Here is a 20,103-nt window from a genome sequence, read left to right on the forward strand (position 1 = left end):
CCCCGGGCGGTTTTTTTATGCCTGTTTCCGCCTGCACCTGCCCAGAGCCGTGCGCAGGGCAGCGCTGGCGGCCCCCTAGGCAACCTTGCGCGAGGCGGGCGCCCGCACGGCCAGCTGGTCCGCCATCAAGGCACCCAGCGTGCGGTAGCCCTCCTCCACCTGCGCGGTGAAGGGCATGCCGCAGCTCAGGCGCAGGAAATGTTCATAGCGCCCCGTGTTGGTGAACATGGGCCCGGGGGCGATGCGGATGCCGTTTTGCAGCGCTTGGTCGTACAGCAGCGTGGACGAAATGCCGGCCGGCAGCTCCAGCCACAGGCTCAACCCTCCCGGAGGCAGGCTCAGCCGCGTGCCGGTCGGAAAGTAGCGGGCCACGGCCCGCGCGGACTGCTCCCGCTGCAGGCGCAGCTGCACACGCATGCGGCGCATGTGGCGTTCATAGGCCGGGGAATCCACGCTGCGCGCGGCCAGCAGCTGCGACCACGTCTGCATGTTGCGCGTGCGGGCGAACTTGAGCATCTGCACCCGGGCCTGCCAGCGCCCCGCGCTCATCCATCCCTGGCGCAGGCCGGGGGCGAAGCTCTTGCTGAGCGAGGCGCAATAGATCACCTGCCCCGCATCGCCCGGCCGGTCCCAGGCCTTGGCGGGGCGCAGCACATGCGGCGACTCCACGAATTCGCGGTAGATATCGTCCTCGATGAGGGCCAGGCCATGCTCCACGCACAGCGCCACCAGGCGCTCCTTGTGCGCGTCGGGCATCACGCTGCCCTGCGGCATCTGCAGATGAGGAACCACCACCACGCCCTTGAGCCGCGGCTCGTTGCGCGCGGCCAGTTCCAGCGCCTCCAGCGATATGCCGGTGTGGGGGCTGCAGGGAATCTCCAGCGCGCGCAGCCCGCGCACCTCGATGGCCTGCAGGATGCCGAAGAAGGTGGGGGATTCGACCGCAATCACGTCGCCCGGCCCGGCCACCGCATCCAGCGCCAGATTCACCGCCTCGGAGTTTCCGTGGGTGGCGCCGATGTCCGCCGGGGCCACGCACACGCCAAAGGTGAGCGCATGCCGCGCCATGGCCTGCTGGAACTCGGGATGCGTCGTGGGTGCCGAAGGGCCATACACCAGGATGTCCGGCTGCTCCCGCAGCAGGCCATGGGCAAGCCGGTTGAGCGCCTTCGCATCGAACAGGCTGGGCGCCGGCATCGCGCTGCCCAGGTCCAGCGGCAGGGGGCCTGCACGGCGGGCCTTGTCCAGAAAAACCGAAATGCGCTCATTGATACCCGCAAAGGCTTGGGGGTCGCTGGCCAGCGGTTCATGCACCTCGGGTTCGCGCGCCTCCGGGAGCGCCACGCCGCCCAGTTCGCGCACGAAGTAGCCCACGCGCTCGCGCGCCTCCACGCACCCCTGGGATTCGAGGTGGCGCAGCACCTGCAGCGCCGTGGTCAGGCTCACCTGATGGCGCTGGCACAGTTCGCGCACGGACGGCATGCGCATGCCGGGCTTAAGGCTGCCCGCGGCGATCGCCTGCTCGTACAAGCCCGCCAGTTGGCGGTAGAGGGGAGGTTCCCGGGTGTCGGAGGAGCGTGGCATGGCTGGAGAACGAAGGATGCCGCTGCGCCATGGGATGGGCGCCGCAGCCGGTCTGTGGATGGTGCCTGAACGCCATCCACGGGTACAGATACAGGAAAGGGCAGAAGCAACCATAACAGCATGCCCGCTATCGCTGCTGTTCTACCTCCTCACGGGGGAGCGTGTATCTGTTGCGGCGGGGCGGCATTTCCTACGCTCAAGCCCTCGCTACAGCCTTTTGTCCCCGGAGGACCCGCACCATGAAACCGCGCCCCCAGCTCACCGCCATCCCCACCCCTTTCCTCACCCTGCATATCGCGCCCGGCCAGAGCCTTTGGGCCTGCCTCGCACCCGGCAGCCGGGTGCACGCGACCCGGGGGGACGTGGCCATCCGCCTTGCGCCCCGCTCTCTCGGGCACGCGCTGCACTCGCCACCATTGGCGCGGTTGAAGGCGGGCGACCACCTGCCGTGGGTGGTGGAGCACCGCCAGGCCACCTGGGTGCAGCTTGGCAGCGCCACGCAGGGCCCGGCGGAAGTCAGGATCGTGGAAGGCACACCCGTGCCCGGACTGGGCCAGAAAGCCTGGAGACGCCTGCGCAGGGCTTTCTCGGCGGGCGGGAAGGCCCGCAAGGAGGGGACACTTGGCGGCGCCTTGCACGCCGCACGGTGAAGCGGCAAGGCGGCAGAAAAGAAAAAGGCCTTGCCGGACGGCAAGGCCTTTTTCCTTCGTATCCGGGCGCCGCGGCAGGCGGCCGGCCGCCTCTAGGCCTGGGCCGCACGCAACCGCAGCGAGAACTCGCGCAGCGCCGCAATGCCGCTTTCCTCGGCGCGGCGGCACCATGCCTGCAGATCGGCCGTCAACTGCTCGCGGGAGTGCGAGGTATTGAGCCACAGCTGGCGCAATTCTTCCCGCATGGTCACCATCTTGTCGAGGGCCGGGTGCGCGGCGCGCGCCTGGGCCAGTTGCGGCAGGGCCACGGCAGGCACCTTCTCCGCATCGCGGTGAAGCCAGCGCTTGGCGGCCTTGAGCACCGACGCATCGGCCTGGCGCGCCTGCAATGCGGCAATCTCCTCCTTGCAGGCCTGGCGCACACCGCGCGCATAACCGGCCATCACCTCGTAGCGGTTGGCGATGAGGGCCTCCAGCGTCTTTTCGTCCGCCACGGGCTTCACATCGCCCAGCTGCAGCTTGGGTGGAACCTTCTTGACGGTGGCCCAGCCGATCTTCTTCATCAGACTGATGTAGACCCAGCCGATATCGAACTCATAGGGCTTGACCGAGAACTTGGCCGAGGTGGGGTAGGTATGGTGGTTGTTGTGCAGTTCCTCGCCGCCAATGATGATCCCCCAGGGCGACAGGTTGGTGCTGGCATCCTGCGCCTCGAAGTTGCGGTAGCCCCAGTAGTGGCCCACGCCATTGACCACGCCCGCCGCCCAGAAGGGAATCCAGAGCATCTGAACCGCCCACACGGCAGCGCCCAGGGCACCGAACAGGGCGAGGTTCAGGATCAGCATGAGGCCCACGCCCTGCCAGCCGTAGCGGGTATAGACGTTGCGCTCCATCCAGTCATCCGGCGTGCCGTGGCCGAACTTCTTCATGGTCTCCATGTTCTTTGACTCGGCGCGGTACAGCTCGGCACCACGCCACATCACGGTATCGAGGCCCCGTGTCTGGGGACTGTGCGGGTCGTCCACCGTTTCGCACTTGGCGTGGTGCTTGCGGTGGATCGCCACCCATTCCTTGGTGACCATGCCCGTGCCGATCCACAGCCAGAAGCGGAAGAAGTGCGAGGGGATGGCATGCAAATCCAACGCGCGGTGCGCCTGGGCGCGGTGCAGGAAAATCGTGACCGCCGCGATGGTGATGTGGGTCGTCGCCAGGGTGTACAGGATGATCTGCCACCAGGCCAGGTTCCACAAACCATGGCCGAGCCAGTCAATGGCGGCGTTCAGCACAGCCCAATCGGGTAACAGCATATTCGGGAAGCCTTACTACAGAGAACCCGCTCGCCAGCGGAGCAGGTACCTGATTTTAGAGGGAGTACCCCGTGCAGAGTTCAGGGGTATCCACAGTATTTACGCGTATTTAGAAACTTTAGAGCGGTAACTCAGCTCTTTTTGGACCAGATGGCGGCGAAAAAGCCGTCCGTCTGGTGCCGGTGGGGCCACAGGCGCAGAAAACCACTGCCTGTCTCGCCGCCGCTGCACAGGCCCTTGGCGCCCTCGACCTTGAGCTGCTCCAGCAGTTCGCCGGCGTCTAGCAGTTCGAAATCAGGGTGCGTGGCGCTGAACGCGTCCGCGATGGCCTCGTTTTCCTGCGGCAGGATGCTGCAGGTGGCATACACGAGGCGGCCGCCGGGCTTGAGCAGGCGCGCCGCGCTGTCCAGGATGGCGGTCTGCTTGGCCACCAGCTCCTCGACGGCCTTGGGCGACTGGCGCCATTTGAGGTCGGGATTGCGGCGCAAGGTACCCAGGCCCGAGCAAGGCGCATCCACCAGCACGCGGTCGATCTTGCCCGCAAGCCGCTTGACCCGGTCATCGCGCTCATGGGCGATGGCGGCGGGGTGCACGTTCGACAGGCCGCTGCGTGCCAGGCGCGGCTTCAGCGCATCCAGGCGATGCGCCGACACGTCGAACGCATAGAGTCGCCCCGTGCTGCGCATGCCCGCGCCGATGGCCAGCGTCTTGCCGCCCGCCCCGGCACAGAAATCCACCACTATCTCGCCGCGCTTGGCGTCAAGCAGCAGGGCCAGCAGCTGCGAGCCCTCGTCCTGCACCTCGATGGCGCCGCGCGTGAACGCATCGAGCTTGGTCAGCGCGGGCTTGTCGTCAATGCGCAGGCCCCAGGGCGAATACGGCGTGGGGCTGGCCTTGATGCCGGCCTTGGCGAGCTCCTTTTGCACATCGGCGCGCTTGTCCTTGAGCGCGTTGACGCGCAAATCCAGCGGTGCGCTCTGGGCCAGGCTTTCCACCAGCGGCCAGAAGCCTTCGCCCAGCTGGTCCTTCAAGGGCTTGACGAGCCATTCGGGCAGGTTGTGGCGGTGGCGCTCCATCAGGTCATCGACCGTGACGGCGTCGCACTGGTCGAGCCAGTTCTTCTCCTGGTCGGTCAGTGCGCTCTTGAGGAAATCGCGCGGGCCGTAGAAGCCCAGGATGGCCAGGCGGCGTTCCTTGGGGCCCGAACCCGAGGGCGCCATGTGGTCGAACAGCAGCTTCTTGCGCAGCACGGTGTAGACCGTTTCGGCCAGCGTGGCCCGCTCGCGGGGCCCCAGGCCCCGGTTGTCGCGGAAGAACCGTGACACCACCGCGTCGGCGGGGTGTTCAAACGTGAGGGTGAGCCTGACCAGTTCGGCGCAGGCGTCGAGAAGAACTTTGGGATGCATCCCCGTATTGTCCACCCCCTGAGCTGCTTACCGTCACCCCCCGGAGGGGTACGCCGTGTGCAACTCACCGTGCAGACGAGAAAGGGACGAGCAAAAAGTTGGCCATCAACGGGCATAGATCGGATCGAACGCATGGCGCTCGATTTCCTTGAGCGAAGGAGATTCGCCCGCCCACAGCGCCAGCGCGGGGCCCGGAAGGCTCAGATTGCGCTCCAGGGCGCGGCACAGGTGGTAGCGGCTTTCGTCGTCCATGCCTGGCAGCTCCAGGAACACCAGGTACGCACGACGCTGCGGATGCTCGCGCAGGTTCTTGCGCACCAGCCAGCAACGGGCGAGGGGCGCACAACGGGCCAGCTCCGATTGCAGCTCGGCCAGCTCGAAGGAGCTCAGGTCGTGCCGCACGATCTGGCTGAAGAACGAGGTGCCCGACAGCTCTTCCCAGGCCCGCTCCTCCGACTCCTGGGCGCGCTCCAGCCGTTTGCGCCACTGCTTGAAGGCGGCGGCATCGTGGTCCAGACCCAGGCGGGGTGTCTCCAGCTCGGCCAGGGCGGTGCGTGCCGCCCAGTAGCGGTCGCTGCTGCCCGCCTCCCACACCCGGTGCAGCAGCTGGAGCTTGCCCTCGCGGTCATCGTCGGGCAGGCAAGGCACCAGCCCGCGCAGGGCGGCGGGGTATTCGGGGCTGCGTTCCAGCGCCAGCTCGTAGAGGGCACGCACATCGGCACGGGGGTCCAGATGGCGCTGGAGACGCGCCAGCTCCACCAGGTCGGCGGCGCTGCTCTGGGCGGTCGATGCACCCAGGGCCTCGGCACGTGCGCGCACGCGCCCCAGCCACGCATGGTGCTGCTTCCACTCCGTGGCGTTGTCGCGGCACCACTGCTTGTCGAAGTGGGCCACCCAGCGCCTGGCCTCCGTGCCCAGCAGGGCCAGCGCGTTGCCGCGCGACCAGTCCGGCAGCGTGGGCGTTGCGTCCAGCGCCTCGATGCGGTCGCGCAGGCCAGGGTGGGTGTCGTCCACGCTGCTCAGGCGCTTGAGCGCCTGGCGCAGCGCGTCGTTGGCGAACGCCGGGTCGGGGGCTTTCGCCAGGCAGCGGCGCATGGCGCGATAGGGGCCCACGGGAAGCGGGTTGCCCGCGGCCTCGCACCAGTGGTTTCCCCAGAATTCCGCCTGCAGCCACGCGCCACGAATCTCGATTTCAGCCAGCGCGGCGGCCGCCACCTCTCGGCCCAGCAGCTTGCCCGCGATGCGATCGGCCTCGTACTCGTCCTGGCGCGCCAGCGCGAAGGTCTTGGCGGAAAAGCGCGGAAAGTACCACCGCATGAAGGCCTGCGTGGCGGCGGCCACCGGGCCTTCGTCGTCCGCCAGGCTGTGGTTCAGGCGCATCCAGGACAGCCGCGTGCGGTAGATCCACGCCGCAAACCGGCCATGGTCGCCGCGCAGATGCCCGTATTCATGCGCCAGCACGGCCAGGAAACGCGGCCGATCCAGTGCCATGAGCAGGGGCAGCCCGATGCTCAGATGGTTGACCGCGCCCCCCAGCAGGCCAAAGCGGGGCAGCTGCTGGATGCTCGCGTTGAACTCGTCGTTCAGCGTGACCTTGTGGATGGGCGGGCCCTTGATCTTGCGGCGGATGCGGTCGAGTGCCTCGAACAGTTCGGGCGCTTCCAGCACCGTGATCTCCACGCCCGCGGGTGCGTCAAAGCGCACCCACAGGGCCCGCAGGCTCACCCACAGCAGGCCGCCAGCCCCCAGCAGCAGCCACACCATGGCAAAACGAAAGCGACCGTGCAGGAGCTGCGGCACCACCCACGCCAGGATGCCCACGGCCAGGGCCAGGCAGCCGAGCACCCACGCATAGCCCAGCGCCGCGAACGCGGCCACGCTGCGGCGGTACGCTCGGCTGTTGTCGGCACTGGCATGCTCGCTCATGCGCACCATGTGCACAAAATCTGCCTGATCCACTGGCGTCCCCCCACTCTTGGTTGATTTTCAGCCGCCATCCTAACCATGAACGACAACGACCTCCCCGCGCTCATCCGCACCCCGCCGGGCCTGTACCGCCACTACAAGGGCATGCTCTACGAGGTGATCGACACCGTGCGCCACAGCGAGACCCTGGAGCCCATGACGCTGTACCGCGCGCTCTATGGCCAGCGGGGGCTGTGGGTGCGCCCCGCCGCCATGTTCGAGGAGCAGGTGCTCATCGATGGCGTGGAGCGGCCCCGGTTCGAGAAATGCGGCGACGAGGCCGGTCCCGGCTGAACCCGGTCCGGCCACGCCACGGCACGGCACGCGCGAAGGCGGTATCGGCCAGCTGGAACGCGTTGCGCTGGCGCCACGGGTTTCTGGTCGCGCAGGGCGACATGCCCCCGAACGCAGGGCACCTACCCCGACGGCCCGCCGCGTCCTACAGCGCCCCGGCCAGATGCGGCCTACCGTGGGCTCTGGGCCCGCATGCCCTGGCACCCGGTGGGAGGCTGCCAGCTCCCTGCAGCATTCCTCCCACCCCCACCGCCGGGCACGGAGGGCCCGGCTTGATCCCAGGAGGTTCCCATGGGCTATCTACTCCAAGGGCTGTTCGGAGAACGCTCACTCACCAAGGTCGCCGGCCTGTTTGCCCAGCAAAGCCAGGCCGAGACCTCCATGGCGCAGATGCTGCGCATCGGCGGCCTGCAGGCCGGACAGGTCCGGCTGCTGGGCCCGCAGGATGCGCGCGCATCGCGCCGCGACCTGTTCGCGCGCTCGCTCGAGCCGGAACCGCGCGGCATTGCCCGCACCTTCTTCCAGACCCACATCGTGGTGGGCGCCTCCGGGGCCGTGGCAGGCCTGGCGCTCTTTGCATGGTTCTATAACGCAGGCCACCCCATGATCGTGAGCAGCCCCCTGCTGGCCTTCATCGCCCTGGTGGGTTTTGGCACCACGTTCGGCATGCTGGGCGGGGGGCTCCTGTCGATGCGGCCCGACCACGTCCTGCTCATCACCAAGGTGCGCTCGGCGTTGCGCCACAACCACTGGGCAGTGGTCGCCCACCCCACCAGCGCGGAGCAGGCGGCCAGGGTCAAGGAGGTGCTGCAGGGCCACTCGGCCGAGGTGGTCAGCACCCTCTAGCCCGCTCACCACGGCGCATCCCCGCGCAACGGCGGGTGCGCTACAGGGCCCGCACCAGCGCCCGCACGGCGCGGGGGTAGATCACGTGTTCCTGCGTGAGCACGCGGGCAGCCAGGGTGTCTGCCGTGTCGCCCGGCAGGACTGGCACCACCGCCTGGTCCAGGATGGGCCCGACGTCCAGCTCCGCCGTCACCTGGTGCACCGTCACCCCCGCAAACCTGCAGCCCGCGTCGATGGCGCGCTGGTGCGTGTGCAGCCCCGTGAAAGCCGGCAGCAAAGAGGGGTGGATGTTGATCAGCCGCCCCGCATAGTGCGCCACGAAGCCGGGCGTGAGGATGCGCATGAACCCGGCCAGCACCACCAGCGCCGGGGCGTGGCGGTCGATGGTGGCGGCCAGTGCGGTGTCAAATGCCTCGCGGCTCGCGAACGCCCTGTGGTCCAGCGCCTCGGCGGCGATGCCCTGCTCGCGCGCGAAGGCCAGGCCGGCGGCCTCCGGCTTGTTGCTGACCACGGCGGCCACACGGGCGCCATGGCGCTGCTCCCAGTTCTCCTGCTGCGCGGTCCGCACGATGGCGGCCATGTTGGAGCCGCTGCCGGAGATCAAAATCACGATGTTCTTCATAAATTGCACTGCGACGCTCAACCCCGGATTATCCCTGCCATGCCATTCGACCCCGCAACCCGCCCCCTGACCCCGAACGAGGCCCGCGTGCTGGCCACGCTGATGGAAAAAGCCCGCACCGTGCCCGACAGCTACCCCATGTCGCTCAACGGCCTGCTCACGGGCTGCAACCAGAAGACCAGCCGCGACCCGGTGATGCACCTGAGCGACGCCGACGCCCAGGAGGCCTTGGACTCGCTCAAGCTTCTCACGCTGGCCTTCGAGACCACCGGCAACCGCACCACGCGCTGGGAGCACAACTTCCAGCGCGGCGTGGGCGTGCCCGAGCAGTCGGCCGTGCTGCTGGGCCTGTTGATGCTGCGCGGGCCGCAGACGGCGGGCGAGCTGCGCATCAACGCCGAGCGCTGGTACCGGTTCGCCGACATCTCCTCGGTGGAGGCCTTCCTCGACGAGCTGCAGGAGCGCAGCGCCGAAAAAGGCGGCCCGCTGGTGGTGCTGCTGCCCCGCGCGCCCGGCGCGCGCGAGCAGCGCTGGGCGCACCTGCTGTGCGGGCCGGTCGATACCCACAGCGCCGCCGTTCCCGCCCCGGGCAGCGGCGGTGGCGGCACGCCGGCCGCACTGCAGGCGCGGGTGGAGGCGCTGGAAACCCAGGTGGCGGGCCTGCGCGCCACCGTGGAACGGCTGTGCGCCGAGCTGGGCATCGCCCCCGCGCCGGATGGAATGTCGCCACCCGGACAGGAATAAAACGAACGACCGTGCTACAAACAGGACTTCTCAGGAGACAAGCCGCATGGATCTCGCATTCACCCCCGAAGAACAGGCCTTCCGCGAAGAAGTTCGCGCATGGGTCCACGCCAACCTACCCCAGGAAATTTCCCACAAGGTCCACAACGCCTTGCGCCTGACCCGTGCAGACATGCAGGGCTGGGCCAAGATTCTGGGCAAGAAGGGCTGGCTCGGCTTCGGCTGGCCCAAGGAATTCGGCGGCCCTGGCTGGACCGCCGTGCAAAAGCACCTGTTCGAAGAAGAGTGCGCGCTCGCCGGCGCGCCGCGCATCATCCCCTTCGGCCCCGTGATGGTGGCCCCGGTGATCATGGCCTTCGGCAATGCCGAACAGCAAAAGCGCTTCTTGCCCGGCATCGCCAGCGGCGAAGTCTGGTGGAGCCAGGGCTACAGCGAACCGGGCTCGGGCTCGGACCTGGCCTCGGTCAAGACCCGCGCCGAGCGCGTGGGCGACAAGTACATCGTCAACGGCCAGAAGACCTGGACCACGCTCGGCCAGCACGGCGACTGGATGTTCAACCTGGTGCGCACCAGCACCGAGGGCAAGCCCCAGACGGGCATCTCCTTCCTGCTGCTGGACATGAAGTCCAAGGGCGTGACCGTGCGCCCCATCAAGCTGCTGGACGGCGAGTGCGAGGTCAACGAGGTGTTCTTCGACAACGTCGAAGTGCCCGCCGAGAACCTGATCGGCGAAGAGAACAAGGGCTGGACCTACGCCAAGCACCTGCTGTCTCACGAGCGCACCAACATCGCCGACGTGAATCGCAGCAAGCGCGAGCTGGAGCGCCTGAAGCGCATCGCCAAGACCGAGGGCATGTGGGACGACCAGCGCTTCCGCGACCAGATCGCCTTGCTGGAAGTGGACGTCGTGGCCCTCGAAATGCTGGTGCTGCGCGTGCTCTCGGCGGAAAAATCGGGCAAGAACTCGCTCGACATCGCCGGCCTGCTCAAGATCAAGGGCAGCGAGATCCAGCAGCGCTACGCCGAACTGATGATGCTGGCCGCCGGCCCGTTCAGCCTGCCCTTCATCGAAGAAGCGATGGAAGCGGGCTGGCAAGGCGACTTCCCTGGCGGCGTCAGCGCCAACGCGCCCCTGGCGTCCACCTACTTCAACCTGCGCAAGACCACCATCTACGGCGGCAGCAATGAAGTCCAACGCAACATCGTGGCTCAGACCGTCCTCGGCTGAACCCAAGTTCCAGGAGACAAGAACATGGATTTCGATTTTTCTGACGACCAGGAACAACTGCGCGACGCCGTGCGCAAGTGGGTGGACAAGGGCTACACCTTCGAGCGCCGCCGCGCCGCCGTGGCCGCTGGCGGTTTTGACAGCGCCGCCTGGGGCGAACTGGCCGAGCTGGGCCTGACGGCGCTGACCGTGCCCGAGGCGCACGACGGCATGGGCCAGGGCGCCATCGACGCCATGGTGGTGGCCGAGGAACTGGGCCGCGGCATGGTGCTCGAACCCATCGCGCAGGCCTTCATCGCCAGCAGCGTGCTGTCGCAATACGGCACTGCCGCCGTGCAAGCCGCCTGGCTGCCCCGCGTGGCCAGCGGCGAGGCGCTGGTGGTACTGGCCTACCAGGAGCGCAAGGCGCGCTACCGCCTGGACGTTTGTGAAGCAAAAGCCACTCAAGCGCAATCAGGACATGCGGTAACAGCTACAAAAAGCATAGTAGCCGCTGGCGATCAGGCCGATGCCTTCATCGTGCCGGCGCAGCTGGACGGCAAGATCGCCCTCTTCCTTGTGGAACGTTCGGCCGCTGGCGTGACCACGCGGGGCTACGTCACGCAGGACGGCAGCCGCGCGGCGGAAGTGCAGCTGGCCAACGCCCCCGCCACGCTCATCACCACCGACGGCCTGGCCGCGCTGGAGCTGGCCGTGGACACCGGCATCGCCGCCACCTGCGCCGAGGCCGTGGGCGTGATGGACAAGACGGTGTCGCTGACCGTCGAATACATGAACCAGCGCAAGCAGTTCGGTGTGTTCATCGCCAGCTTCCAGGCGCTGCGCCACCGCGTGGCCGACATGAAGATGCAGCTGGAGCTGGCCCGTTCGATGAGCTACTACGCCAGCCTCAAGCTGGGCGCCCCCGCCGCCGAACGCCGCGCCGCCATGGCGCGCGCCAAGGTGCAGCTGGGCCAATCGATGCGCTTCGTGGGCCAGCAATCGGTGCAGCTGCACGGCGGCATCGGCGTGACCGACGAGTACATCGGCAGCCACTACTTCAAGAAGCTCACGCAGCTGGAAATGACCTTTGGCGACACGCTGCACCACCTGGGCGAGGTGTCGAGCCGCATGCAGGACACCGCAGGCGTGTTTGCCTGAAGAGGACTGTCACGCAACCGTGCAATGCTCGTGGGCCCACCGGTCCACGGGCATTTTTTCTTTCTGGAGCCCCCCCATGAACAACACGCACTTGCTGCCACGCCGCTCCCTTCTGGTGGCCGCCGCTGCCGCCGCCAGCCTGGCCCTGGCGGGCTGCGCCACCCGCAGCCCCAGCCTGGCGGAGGCGCCGCCCATCGTCTTCGTGCATGGCAACGGCGACACCGCCGCGCTGTGGCAGACCACCGTGTGGCGGTTCGAGTCGAACGGCTGGCCGCGCGAACGCCTGCACGCCATCGACGTGCCCTACCCGCTCTCGCGCGACGAGGACGGCAAGCCCCAGCCCGGCCGCACCTCGGCGGCGGAGCACATGGCCTACCTGAAGGCCGAGGTGGACAAGGTGCTCCAGGCCACCGGCGCCCGGCAGGTCGTGCTGGTGGGCAACTCGCGCGGCGGCAATGCCATCCGCAACTACGTCTACAACGGCGGCGGCGACCAGACCGTGAGCCACGCCATCCTCGGCGGTACGCCCAACCACGGCGTGTGGGCGGTTCCAGGCTTTCGGGAAGGCAACGAGTTCTCGGGCACCGGCCCGTTCCTCAAGGCCCTGAATGCCCCCAAGAACGCCGCAGGGGACGAGGTGAGCGGCCCGGTGAAATGGCTGACCATCCGCTCGGACAACAACGACAAGTTCGCCCAGCCCGACGGCGTGTGGATCGGCGCCAAGGGCACGGCCACCAACGTCACGGCCGCGGGCCCCGAGCTCAAGGGCGCCACCAACGTGGTCATCCCGCGCATCGACCACCGCGAGACATCCTATTCACCCGCCGCGTTCGAGGCCACCTACCGCTTCATCACCGGCAAGGCCCCGGCACGCACCGAGATCGCCGCCGAGAAGGCCGTGGTGCTGAATGGCAAGGTCACCGGCCTGGGCGTGGATTCCACCGACCCCAGGACCGGCAATTTCAGCAACAACCTGCCCCTGCCGGGGGCGCAGCTGGAGGTGTACACGACCGACCCCGCCACCGGCGCCCGCACCGGCGGCGCCTTGCTGCGCAAGGCCGTGGGCGCGGATGGCCAGTGGGGCCCGCTCGCCGTCCCCACCGGCTCGCCCATCGAGTTCGTGATCACCGCGCCCGGCTATGCCACCACCCACATCTACCGCAGCGGCTTCCCGCGCGGCAGCGACCTGATCCACCTGCGCCCTGAACGCATGGCCGACGCGGACAAGGGCGCGGACAGCATCATCACCCTGGCCCGCCCCCGCGGCTACCTGGACCCGGCGCGCGACAGGATGCTGCTGGACGGCGCCCCGCCCGCTGGCGTGCCCCCCGGAGCGGGCGTGGCATCCGCCAAGGTCAAGCCCGCTGGCGGCGTGCGCAGCATCGCGGCCGAATTCAACGGCGAACGGGTAACGGGCCAGACCTGGCCGGCGGCACAAGGGCATGTGGTGATGCTGGAAATCAGCCAGTAAGCAAGGCGCCGGCAGCGGCATGCATGAAAAAACCCCACGGGCGGCAAGCGCCCGTGGGGTTGTTTTTTTGTCCTGGGAGGGAAAGCACGCACGGGCGTCAGTGCGAGTGCCCCCCATGGCCTTCGCGCTGCTTGAGGCTGTCGACGATGTTGACGGTCACGCCGTTGGGCAACACCATGTCCGAGGGCTTCATGCCCGGCCTGCAGTCTCCCAGGCGGCGCCCGCTGAACTGCGTCACGCCGGCGTTGCCGTGGGGAACGGGCTGGGAATAGGACACCTCGAACTGCCCTTGGTAGGACTCCTGGAAGTCGCCCGACAGCTGGATGCGCGCGGTGACCCGGTTGTCGTGCACGAAACACACCGTCTGGACGTCGAACCGGGTGCCGTTCTCTCCCTTCTTCACGCGTGTTTCATGGCAATGCTCCTGCCCCGGAACCACGGCAAGCAGGGTCACCGCGTCCACCTGGGGCGTCGTGCACTGCAGCACCTTCTGCTGGCGCATCACCGACTGGCTGGCAGCGGCGATGGAGACCTCCCACAGGCCCGGCTTGCGCGCCGGCAGGGTGTCGGCCTGGGCCAGCGGCAGGCCCAGCGAGAGGGACAAAGAGGCGGCTACAACGAGAGGTTTCATGGATTCAGGGGGGTAACGGTGGAGCGCCAGGCTCCGCGAGGGGCCTGGCGCATCCGGGTTGCCGTATCTGTCTATCTGTCAGCGCATCAGCGGCCCAGCCGGCGGCGGTGCATCCACACCATGGCGGCGAGCAGGGCCGACAGGAGGACCATGCCCCACTCCGACAGCGTGGGAATGGCATTGGCGTCCACCGGGGCGGGTGCGAACCGGAACACGGCCGTGCAGTCCGCCGCCACGGACGGGATGGTGTAGGCGGTGAAGTTCGCGTTGAAGCTGCCGCCACCGCAGGTGCTGGAGGCATCCCATGCAGCGCGCATGCCCTTGGCAGGCGACAGCACGATCACCGCGTTCGTCCCCGGCATGACGGACTGCGTCGCAGGGCTAACGGTTCCGCCGCCGGAAAGGACGGAGGCCGCCACCACCGGGTTCGGCACGAAGGCAAATACCGCGGAGCAGTTGGCCGCCACGCCGGGGACGGTGTACACCGTGCTGTCGGCATTGAAGCTGCCGCCCGTGCAGGTGCTGGAGCCATGCAGCGTCGCATGCAAACCCGCGGCGGGAGACAGCGTGACCACCGCGCTGGCGCCGGGTGGCACGGACTGCGCACCGGGACTGACGGTACCGCTGCCAGAAAGCACGGAGGCCGTCACCACCGGGTTCGGAACGAAGGCGAACGACACGGAACAGGCTGCCGCCACGCCCGGGACGGTGAACACCGTGCTGTCGGCATTGAAGCTGCCGCCCGTGCAGGTGCTGCCTGCCGCCAGGGTGGCGCGCTGGCCGGCGCCTGGCGTGAGCGTGACGACGGCCGTGCCCCCCACTGCCACCGATTGCGACGCAGGCGTGACGCTGCCGCTTCCGGATGCCACGGAAGCCGTCACCACCACGGGCGCCAGGAAACCGAAGTTCACCGTGCAGTCGGCAGGCACCGGGGCAATGGTGTAGGTGGTGCCGGACCAGGTGCCTGCGGGGCAGGAGCCCGTGGGCGGGGCGCTGGTGTAGCCGGTGGTCGGCGTCACCACGTAGGACACGGAGCCCCCGTTCAGCACCGTCTTCGGCGCATTCGGCGTGATGGCGCCGCCGGTGCCCACCGACGGCGTGACCGTGGCCACGCCGGAGTTCACGAAGCTGAAGTTGACCACGCAGTTTTGGGCAATCGCGTTGGTCGTGTAGGTGCTGCCCACCAGCGCGCCGCCAGTCTGTGCGCCGCCGGCGGCGCAGTTGTCGGTGATGACCGGTGCGTAGCCCGCATTCGGCATGACCATGAACGAGGTGGTGCCGCCCGGTGCGACAGGCTGCGTCACGGCAGGGGTCACTGAGCCGTTGGCACCCACCACGGGCGTCACATCCAGGGGGATGGTGAAGCTCGCGGTCACGGTCTTGGAAGCATCCATGGGCACGGTGCAGCTGGTGGCCGCGCCCGAGCAGCCGCCGCCGCTCCAGCCCGTGAAGATGGAGCCGGCCGGCGCCGTGGCGTAGAGGATGACCTCGGCGCCGCCAGGCTGGTCGGAGGCGCAGCTGGCTCCGCAGGAGATGCCCAAGGGCACCGAAGTGACCGTGCCCGTGCCGATCGTGTGAACCTGCAGGTTGAACAGCCCCGCCCCCACGGGATCGGAGTCGGTGGCCGTGTTGTTGGAGCTTTCACGGTCCCGCACGCCAGCCGGTGCCGTCACCGTGGCCGTGTGCCGGATCGTGCCTGCGCCGCTGGCGGACGGGTCGGCCTGGGCCGCGATGGTGTAGGTGAGCGTTCCACCCACCGGCACCGGGTCCGGCAGGGTCTGGCTCACGGGCCCCGTGCCCGAGGCCAGCGGGCACACGGCCCCGCCCGATGCCGCGCAGGTCCATGCGATGCCGGTCAGCGATGCCGGGGCCAGCTCCTGGACCATGGCGCCAGCCGGCACCGCGGTCGGGCCGAGGTTGGTCACCGTCATGGCGTAGGTGAGGGCCTGCCCCCAGATCACGGCGTTCTGTCCGTCGGACAGGGCCACGCTCAGGTCGACCAGGGGGTCCGTGGTGATCTGGCTCTGGACCAGCGGCCCGAGCAACGGCGATATCGCATCGCCCACGATGGAATAGTTGCCGTGGTTGATGGGGCCGGTGGTGAGCGCCGGCGCCACGAACGACAGCTGGAGCGTGCCGCTGCTGCCCGGGTTCAGGGTTCCCAGGGGGCAGGAGATGCTATCGATCTCGTTGCCCGCGGTACCGGACACACTGGTCGTGCACGCGGCGGGCACGGAGCCCGGATCGATGCGCAGATTCCTGGGTGTTCCCGGCGTGTTGTCTTGCGGGGACACGATGGTCACCACGGTGCTCGTGAGGGGTACGTCACCCTGGTTCGAGTACGAGTAGGTGTAGTCCACGCTGCCGTTGGCAGCCGCGTACTCCGGCGCATCGGCCTTGATGCCGGGGCCCGGCAGGTTGGTCAGGCCGGCCCCCGAATCGACGTAGATGTGGCCCGAGTGCCCGCTCTGGCTGCAGCCCGCCGCGATCACGGTGACCTTGACCTGATCGCCCACATCCAGCACGCCCTCTCCGGGCGCGATATCGATGGTCTGCCAGTTGGTGTACTGGAAGCCCCCCACGGTCTGCCAGGGCACGCCGGACTGGCCCGAAAAGTTGAACGTGTAGAACAGCTGCTTGTTCTTGGTGACGTTGTACACCTCGACAAAGAAGTAGGGCTGCTCGTGCCCGGAGTGTCCGGGGTTCTGCAGCACCGGGGCGATGGCGAAACGCACGTGCGCCTTGCCGTCCGCCGGGTCCACGTCGGCCAGCGTCATCACGGCCGTCTGGTCGATGGCGGCGGCGCGGTTCTGGGCGCCCAGGTAGTTGACGCGCGCGCTCTTTGCCCCATAGAGCGGGAAACGCACTTGCCCACTGACGTTGATGTCGGAGTCATTGCCCACGGCATCGGTCGGCGCGGGCGTGGAGGTGGTGTTGGGCGTCAGCCCCAGATCACTCTCCGAGCCGGGCGGGAAGTTGGCCAGCGCAATGCCGGCACCGGGCACACGCAGGTGCCGGATGTTCCAGCTGTCCAGGTCGCTCTCGAAGCCGCCATTCACGAACGCCGCGTGCGCGGAGCCTGCGGCGGCGAGCAGGGCGAGCCCCCCCAGCCACAGCAGCGCCAGGCGGCGCAGGAAGCGGGACATGCTGCCGCGCAGCCCGCCCAGGAAAATCTCAGTGGTCAATTTGCCGTCTCCTCTTGAATCAGATCTCTGTCGTCGAAACCTGCGGGCCGAGTTCGGCCCAGGCTGCGCCCTGCCGGGACGGCATGCGCAACCATGAAATGGGTGGGGTGGTGGTGGACCGAGGCTCGGGGCACCCGGTCAGCGGGCTTGCGCCAGGGGGGTCAGCTCATGGTGCGAACACGAGCCCTTTTCCAAAGACCGCCCTGACCGGCAGGGCCAGGCCGGTGTCGTCCAGCGTCTTGCGGCGCAGCCGGGTCAGTGCCGATTCGATGCGGTGAAAGTCATCGTCGAGATTGCGTCCGCCCACGGCCTGCGCGAGCGCCTGCTTGCTCACGACCACGCCGGGGTTCTCCAGCAGGCAGGACAGCAGCTCCAGCTCCCGTGTGGTCAGCGAGACGACCTGCTGGTTGGGGGCCCGCAGCGCGCCGCCCACGGTGTCCAGTTGCCACGGCACCGCCGCCAGCGCATCCCCGCCGCCCTGCAGCCGCTTGTTGCGCAGCTGCGAACGGATGCCGGCCACCAGCTCCTGCATGTCGACGGGCTTGACGAAATACTGCAGCGCGCCAGCCTCCAGCCCTTCGATCCGGCTGTCCAGGTCTGCGCGCGCCGTCATCAGCACGGTGGGCACCCCTTGCGCCGCCAGGCGGGTGAGCAGGCTCAGCCCATCCTCGCCAGGCAGGCCGATATCCACGACCACGAGATCGGCGCGCGCGCGCAGCAGGCGCACGTAGAAATCCTCCGCCGACTCGGCCCCCCAGGACTGCAGGCCCGAGCGCGCCAGATAGCTGCATACATTGCTGCGGATGTCCTCGTCGTCTTCGACGACTGCGATGGTGGGTTCAGCGGACATTGAGACGGTCAATTGGGGTGCGAAACAGTTTGATACGTACTATTGTGTCAGTGCCTTTTGCACCGAGCCATGCACGAATACTCACGAATACTCACAAGCCCCAGGCGCCGCACGGCGGTGCCCTGGCACGCCAGGGCGCTTGCCGCGTGCCTTCTCCTGTTTTTCTCCTGCGTGCTGGCGCGCGCGGGCGAGCTGCCGCCGGATTTCCGCTTCCAGCTGGGATGGGACATCCCCATGGACCGGATCGACGATCCGCTCGGCCGGATGGGGCCGGGCGATGCGGCCGCGGCACCCGTCGGCGAAGGGTCGTCGCGGCTGCACCATTCGTTGAATGCGGGCTACCTCGGCCATCCGGTGTGGCTGCGTTTCCAGGTGCCGTCCCTGCCCCCGGATGCCGAACCCGGGGCACTGTGGCTGCTGGCGCAGCCCACCTATCTCGACACGGTCACGCTCTACCAGCGCAGCGCCACGGGGGACTGGTCGGCGCAGGAGAGCGGCGACCATGTGCCGGCCCCCCGGAAAGCCGGCGTCCGCCAGCACCTGTTTCGCCTGGCACCCGGTGCCATGGCGCTCATCCGCATCCAGACCAGCAGCGCCATGCAGTTCCAGGGCAGCGTGCTCGGCGCGCAGGCGCTGGGCGCCAGCCTGGCGGATGCGGAACGCGGCATGGGCCTGCACTTTGGCGCCGTGGCGGCCTTGCTGCTGGGCATCTGGGCCGCGGCGGCCATCTTTCGCACCCGCGCGCTCTTTGCCCTCGCCGTTCTGGGCTCCGTCAGCGTGATCCACATCTTCAACGTGCGCGGCTACTCCAGCCTCTGGGTTCCTGCGCCGTGGACGCTGTGGGCCAGCCATTCGGTCGGGATCGGTGCATTTGCCCTGGCGGCCACGCTGGCCTGGCAGATCAGGGAGCAGCTGGCGAACACCGGCCGCCACCGCCGCACCGGCAGGTGGCTGATGGCGCTCGCCGCCCTGAACCTGGCGGGCATGGCCAGCGTTCCGCTGGGCTTCTACGGGTCCGTGGCATGGGTCAACCTGCTGTCCCTGCTGGCCAGCGACGTGATCGCCATCGTCCTGTGCGTGCTCGCCCTGCGCACGCGCGAGCGGCGGGCCCTGCACGCGCTGCTGCTCTCGGCCTATGGCCTGCACGCGATGGCCGGAGTGCCCATCGCCATCATCATGACCGGCGCGCTGCACTGGAACATCGACGCGACGGCACTGTGGCAATGGGAGGTGATCCTCTTTACCGCGATGATCGCGTGCGCCGTCTTCGTGGGCATGGTCCTGCGCTACCGCGACATCCAGCGCACCAAGGACCTGGCCATCGAACGGCTGGCCCAGTCCGAGCAGTCGCTCGAAGAGCGCATCGGACAGCGCACGGCGGAGCTGTCGCAGGCGCAGGACGCCCTGGGCCAGGCCCTGGAAAACGAACGCGCCCTGCGGCTGGAGCAGCGGCAGTTCTTCCACATGATCAGCCACGAGTTCCGGACCCCGCTCGCGGTGGTGGACAGCGCTGCCGCAGAACAGCAGGCCTTCCCCTCCGCGGATATCAACGCGCAGAAGGACCGGGCAGCGCAGATACGGCGCGCCTGCCGGCGCCTCGCCTCGCTGGTGGACAGCTGCCTGATCAGCGAACGGATGGACACGGCGGGTTTCTCTCTCCAGGCGTCGCCGGTCAACACGGCCGACCTTCTGGAGCATGCGGCGCAGCTGGTCCACTGGTCTCCGCGCCACCACCTTCGCCTCTTCACCGACCTCGCTCCGCCGGAGTGGGTCTGCGACGGGACACTGGTGCGCATCGCGCTATCCAACCTCGTGGACAACGCGGTGAAGTACGCATCCGCAGGGGAAATCTTCATTGCGGCGCGCAAGGGCGAATCCGGGCTGCTGGAAATCTCCGTGGCGGACGAAGGCTCGGGCATGTCGCTGGAGGTCATGAACCGCATCTTCCAGCGCTTCGAACGCGGAGACCGCACCGACCAAAGCAAGGGTTTCGGCCTGGGCCTGTGGGTGACCCGCCGCATCGCACGGCTGCACGGGGGCGACATCACCGTGGAATCGCGGCTGGGCGAGGGGACCTGCTTCACGCTGACCCTGGCCACACAGCCCATGGCCTCCGGCAGCGCACACCACCAGCGGCAGGTCCGGGCCCGGGGCGAATCATCCTGGGCAACCTGACCCCC

Annotated in this window: 16 protein-coding genes; 8 read left to right on the forward strand and 8 right to left on the reverse strand. The window is 68.3% G+C overall.

The genetic code is table 11. The annotated features are described in order from the left end of the window. Positions 1 to 75: 75 nt before the first annotated feature. Positions 76 to 1,584: a PLP-dependent aminotransferase family protein gene (locus ACAM51_RS06880; protein ID WP_369643087.1), complete on the reverse strand. Its 1,509-nt coding sequence runs from the start codon at positions 1,582 to 1,584 to the stop codon at positions 76 to 78. Positions 1,585 to 1,823: 239 nt separating this feature from the next. Here ACAM51_RS06880 and ACAM51_RS06885 point away from each other — a divergent pair, with 239 nt between their 5' ends. Continuing rightward, positions 1,824 to 2,234, forward strand: a complete 411-nt coding sequence (locus ACAM51_RS06885) for a hypothetical protein (protein WP_369643088.1) — start codon at positions 1,824 to 1,826, stop codon at positions 2,232 to 2,234. A 92-nt stretch (positions 2,235 to 2,326) separates the two neighbouring features. Here ACAM51_RS06885 and ACAM51_RS06890 read toward each other — a convergent pair whose 3' ends face one another. The 3 genes from ACAM51_RS06890 to ACAM51_RS06900 form a co-directional block, all read right to left on the reverse strand. Next, complete coding sequence (locus tag ACAM51_RS06890) at positions 2,327 to 3,541, reverse strand: fatty acid desaturase (RefSeq protein WP_369643089.1); 1,215 nt, start codon at positions 3,539 to 3,541, stop codon at positions 2,327 to 2,329. A 131-nt stretch (positions 3,542 to 3,672) separates the two neighbouring features. After that, positions 3,673 to 4,947 (reverse strand): RsmB/NOP family class I SAM-dependent RNA methyltransferase, encoded by a 1,275-nt coding sequence (locus ACAM51_RS06895; RefSeq protein ID WP_369643090.1) that lies wholly within the window; start codon positions 4,945 to 4,947, stop codon positions 3,673 to 3,675. Between the two features lie 105 nt (positions 4,948 to 5,052). Continuing rightward, complete coding sequence (locus ACAM51_RS06900) at positions 5,053 to 6,906, reverse strand: M48 family metallopeptidase (protein WP_218295735.1); 1,854 nt, start codon at positions 6,904 to 6,906, stop codon at positions 5,053 to 5,055. A 45-nt stretch (positions 6,907 to 6,951) separates the two neighbouring features. On the opposite strand from ACAM51_RS06900, the gene ACAM51_RS06905 reads away from it, so the two are divergent. Further along, entirely contained in the window at positions 6,952 to 7,206 is a 255-nt protein-coding gene (locus ACAM51_RS06905; protein ID WP_218295736.1) for a DUF1653 domain-containing protein, read from the forward strand. Positions 7,207 to 7,497: 291 nt separating this feature from the next. Next, complete coding sequence (locus ACAM51_RS06910; RefSeq protein ID WP_369643091.1) at positions 7,498 to 8,052, forward strand: hypothetical protein; 555 nt, start codon at positions 7,498 to 7,500, stop codon at positions 8,050 to 8,052. Positions 8,053 to 8,092: 40 nt separating this feature from the next. On the opposite strand, the gene purN is transcribed toward ACAM51_RS06910, so the two are convergent. After that, positions 8,093 to 8,674 (reverse strand): phosphoribosylglycinamide formyltransferase, encoded by a 582-nt coding sequence (gene purN, locus ACAM51_RS06915; RefSeq protein ID WP_218295738.1) that lies wholly within the window; start codon positions 8,672 to 8,674, stop codon positions 8,093 to 8,095. Between the two features lie 39 nt (positions 8,675 to 8,713). Between purN and ACAM51_RS06920 the strand changes: the two genes are divergently transcribed. From ACAM51_RS06920 to ACAM51_RS06935, 4 genes are all read left to right on the forward strand, one after another. Beyond that, on the forward strand, positions 8,714 to 9,418 hold the full coding sequence (locus tag ACAM51_RS06920) for a YceH family protein (RefSeq protein WP_369643092.1): 705 nt from the start codon (positions 8,714 to 8,716) through the stop codon (positions 9,416 to 9,418). A 46-nt stretch (positions 9,419 to 9,464) separates the two neighbouring features. Continuing rightward, positions 9,465 to 10,646, forward strand: coding sequence for an acyl-CoA dehydrogenase family protein (locus tag ACAM51_RS06925; RefSeq protein ID WP_218340011.1), 1,182 nt, complete (start codon positions 9,465 to 9,467; stop codon positions 10,644 to 10,646). Positions 10,647 to 10,670: 24 nt separating this feature from the next. Further along, positions 10,671 to 11,786 (forward strand): acyl-CoA dehydrogenase family protein, encoded by a 1,116-nt coding sequence (locus ACAM51_RS06930; RefSeq protein ID WP_369643093.1) that lies wholly within the window; start codon positions 10,671 to 10,673, stop codon positions 11,784 to 11,786. A gap of 76 nt (positions 11,787 to 11,862) precedes the next feature. After that, the gene (locus tag ACAM51_RS06935; RefSeq protein ID WP_369643094.1) at positions 11,863 to 13,257 is read left to right on the forward strand and encodes an alpha/beta fold hydrolase; all 1,395 of its coding nucleotides are present in this window, start codon (positions 11,863 to 11,865) and stop codon (positions 13,255 to 13,257) included. A gap of 97 nt (positions 13,258 to 13,354) precedes the next feature. Here the strand turns inward: ACAM51_RS06935 and ACAM51_RS06940 are convergent, their stop codons facing one another. From ACAM51_RS06940 to ACAM51_RS06950, 3 genes are all read right to left on the reverse strand, one after another. Beyond that, positions 13,355 to 13,888, reverse strand: a complete 534-nt coding sequence (locus ACAM51_RS06940) for a DUF3617 domain-containing protein (protein WP_369643095.1) — start codon at positions 13,886 to 13,888, stop codon at positions 13,355 to 13,357. A gap of 86 nt (positions 13,889 to 13,974) precedes the next feature. Continuing rightward, entirely contained in the window at positions 13,975 to 17,073 is a 3,099-nt protein-coding gene (locus ACAM51_RS06945; protein WP_369643096.1) for an IPTL-CTERM sorting domain-containing protein, read from the reverse strand. Positions 17,074 to 17,239: 166 nt separating this feature from the next. Beyond that, a complete protein-coding gene (locus tag ACAM51_RS06950) occupies positions 17,240 to 17,923 on the reverse strand; it encodes a response regulator transcription factor (RefSeq protein WP_369643097.1) in 684 nt (227 codons plus the stop codon). 234 nt (positions 17,924 to 18,157) lie between these two features. Between ACAM51_RS06950 and ACAM51_RS06955 the strand changes: the two genes are divergently transcribed. Further along, the gene (locus ACAM51_RS06955) at positions 18,158 to 20,098 is read left to right on the forward strand and encodes an ATP-binding protein (protein WP_218340006.1); all 1,941 of its coding nucleotides are present in this window, start codon (positions 18,158 to 18,160) and stop codon (positions 20,096 to 20,098) included. The last annotated feature ends 5 nt before the right edge of the window (positions 20,099 to 20,103 follow it).

Source organism: Acidovorax sp. A79, from assembly GCF_041154505.1.
Taxonomy (GTDB): domain Bacteria; phylum Pseudomonadota; class Gammaproteobacteria; order Burkholderiales; family Burkholderiaceae_C; genus Acidovorax.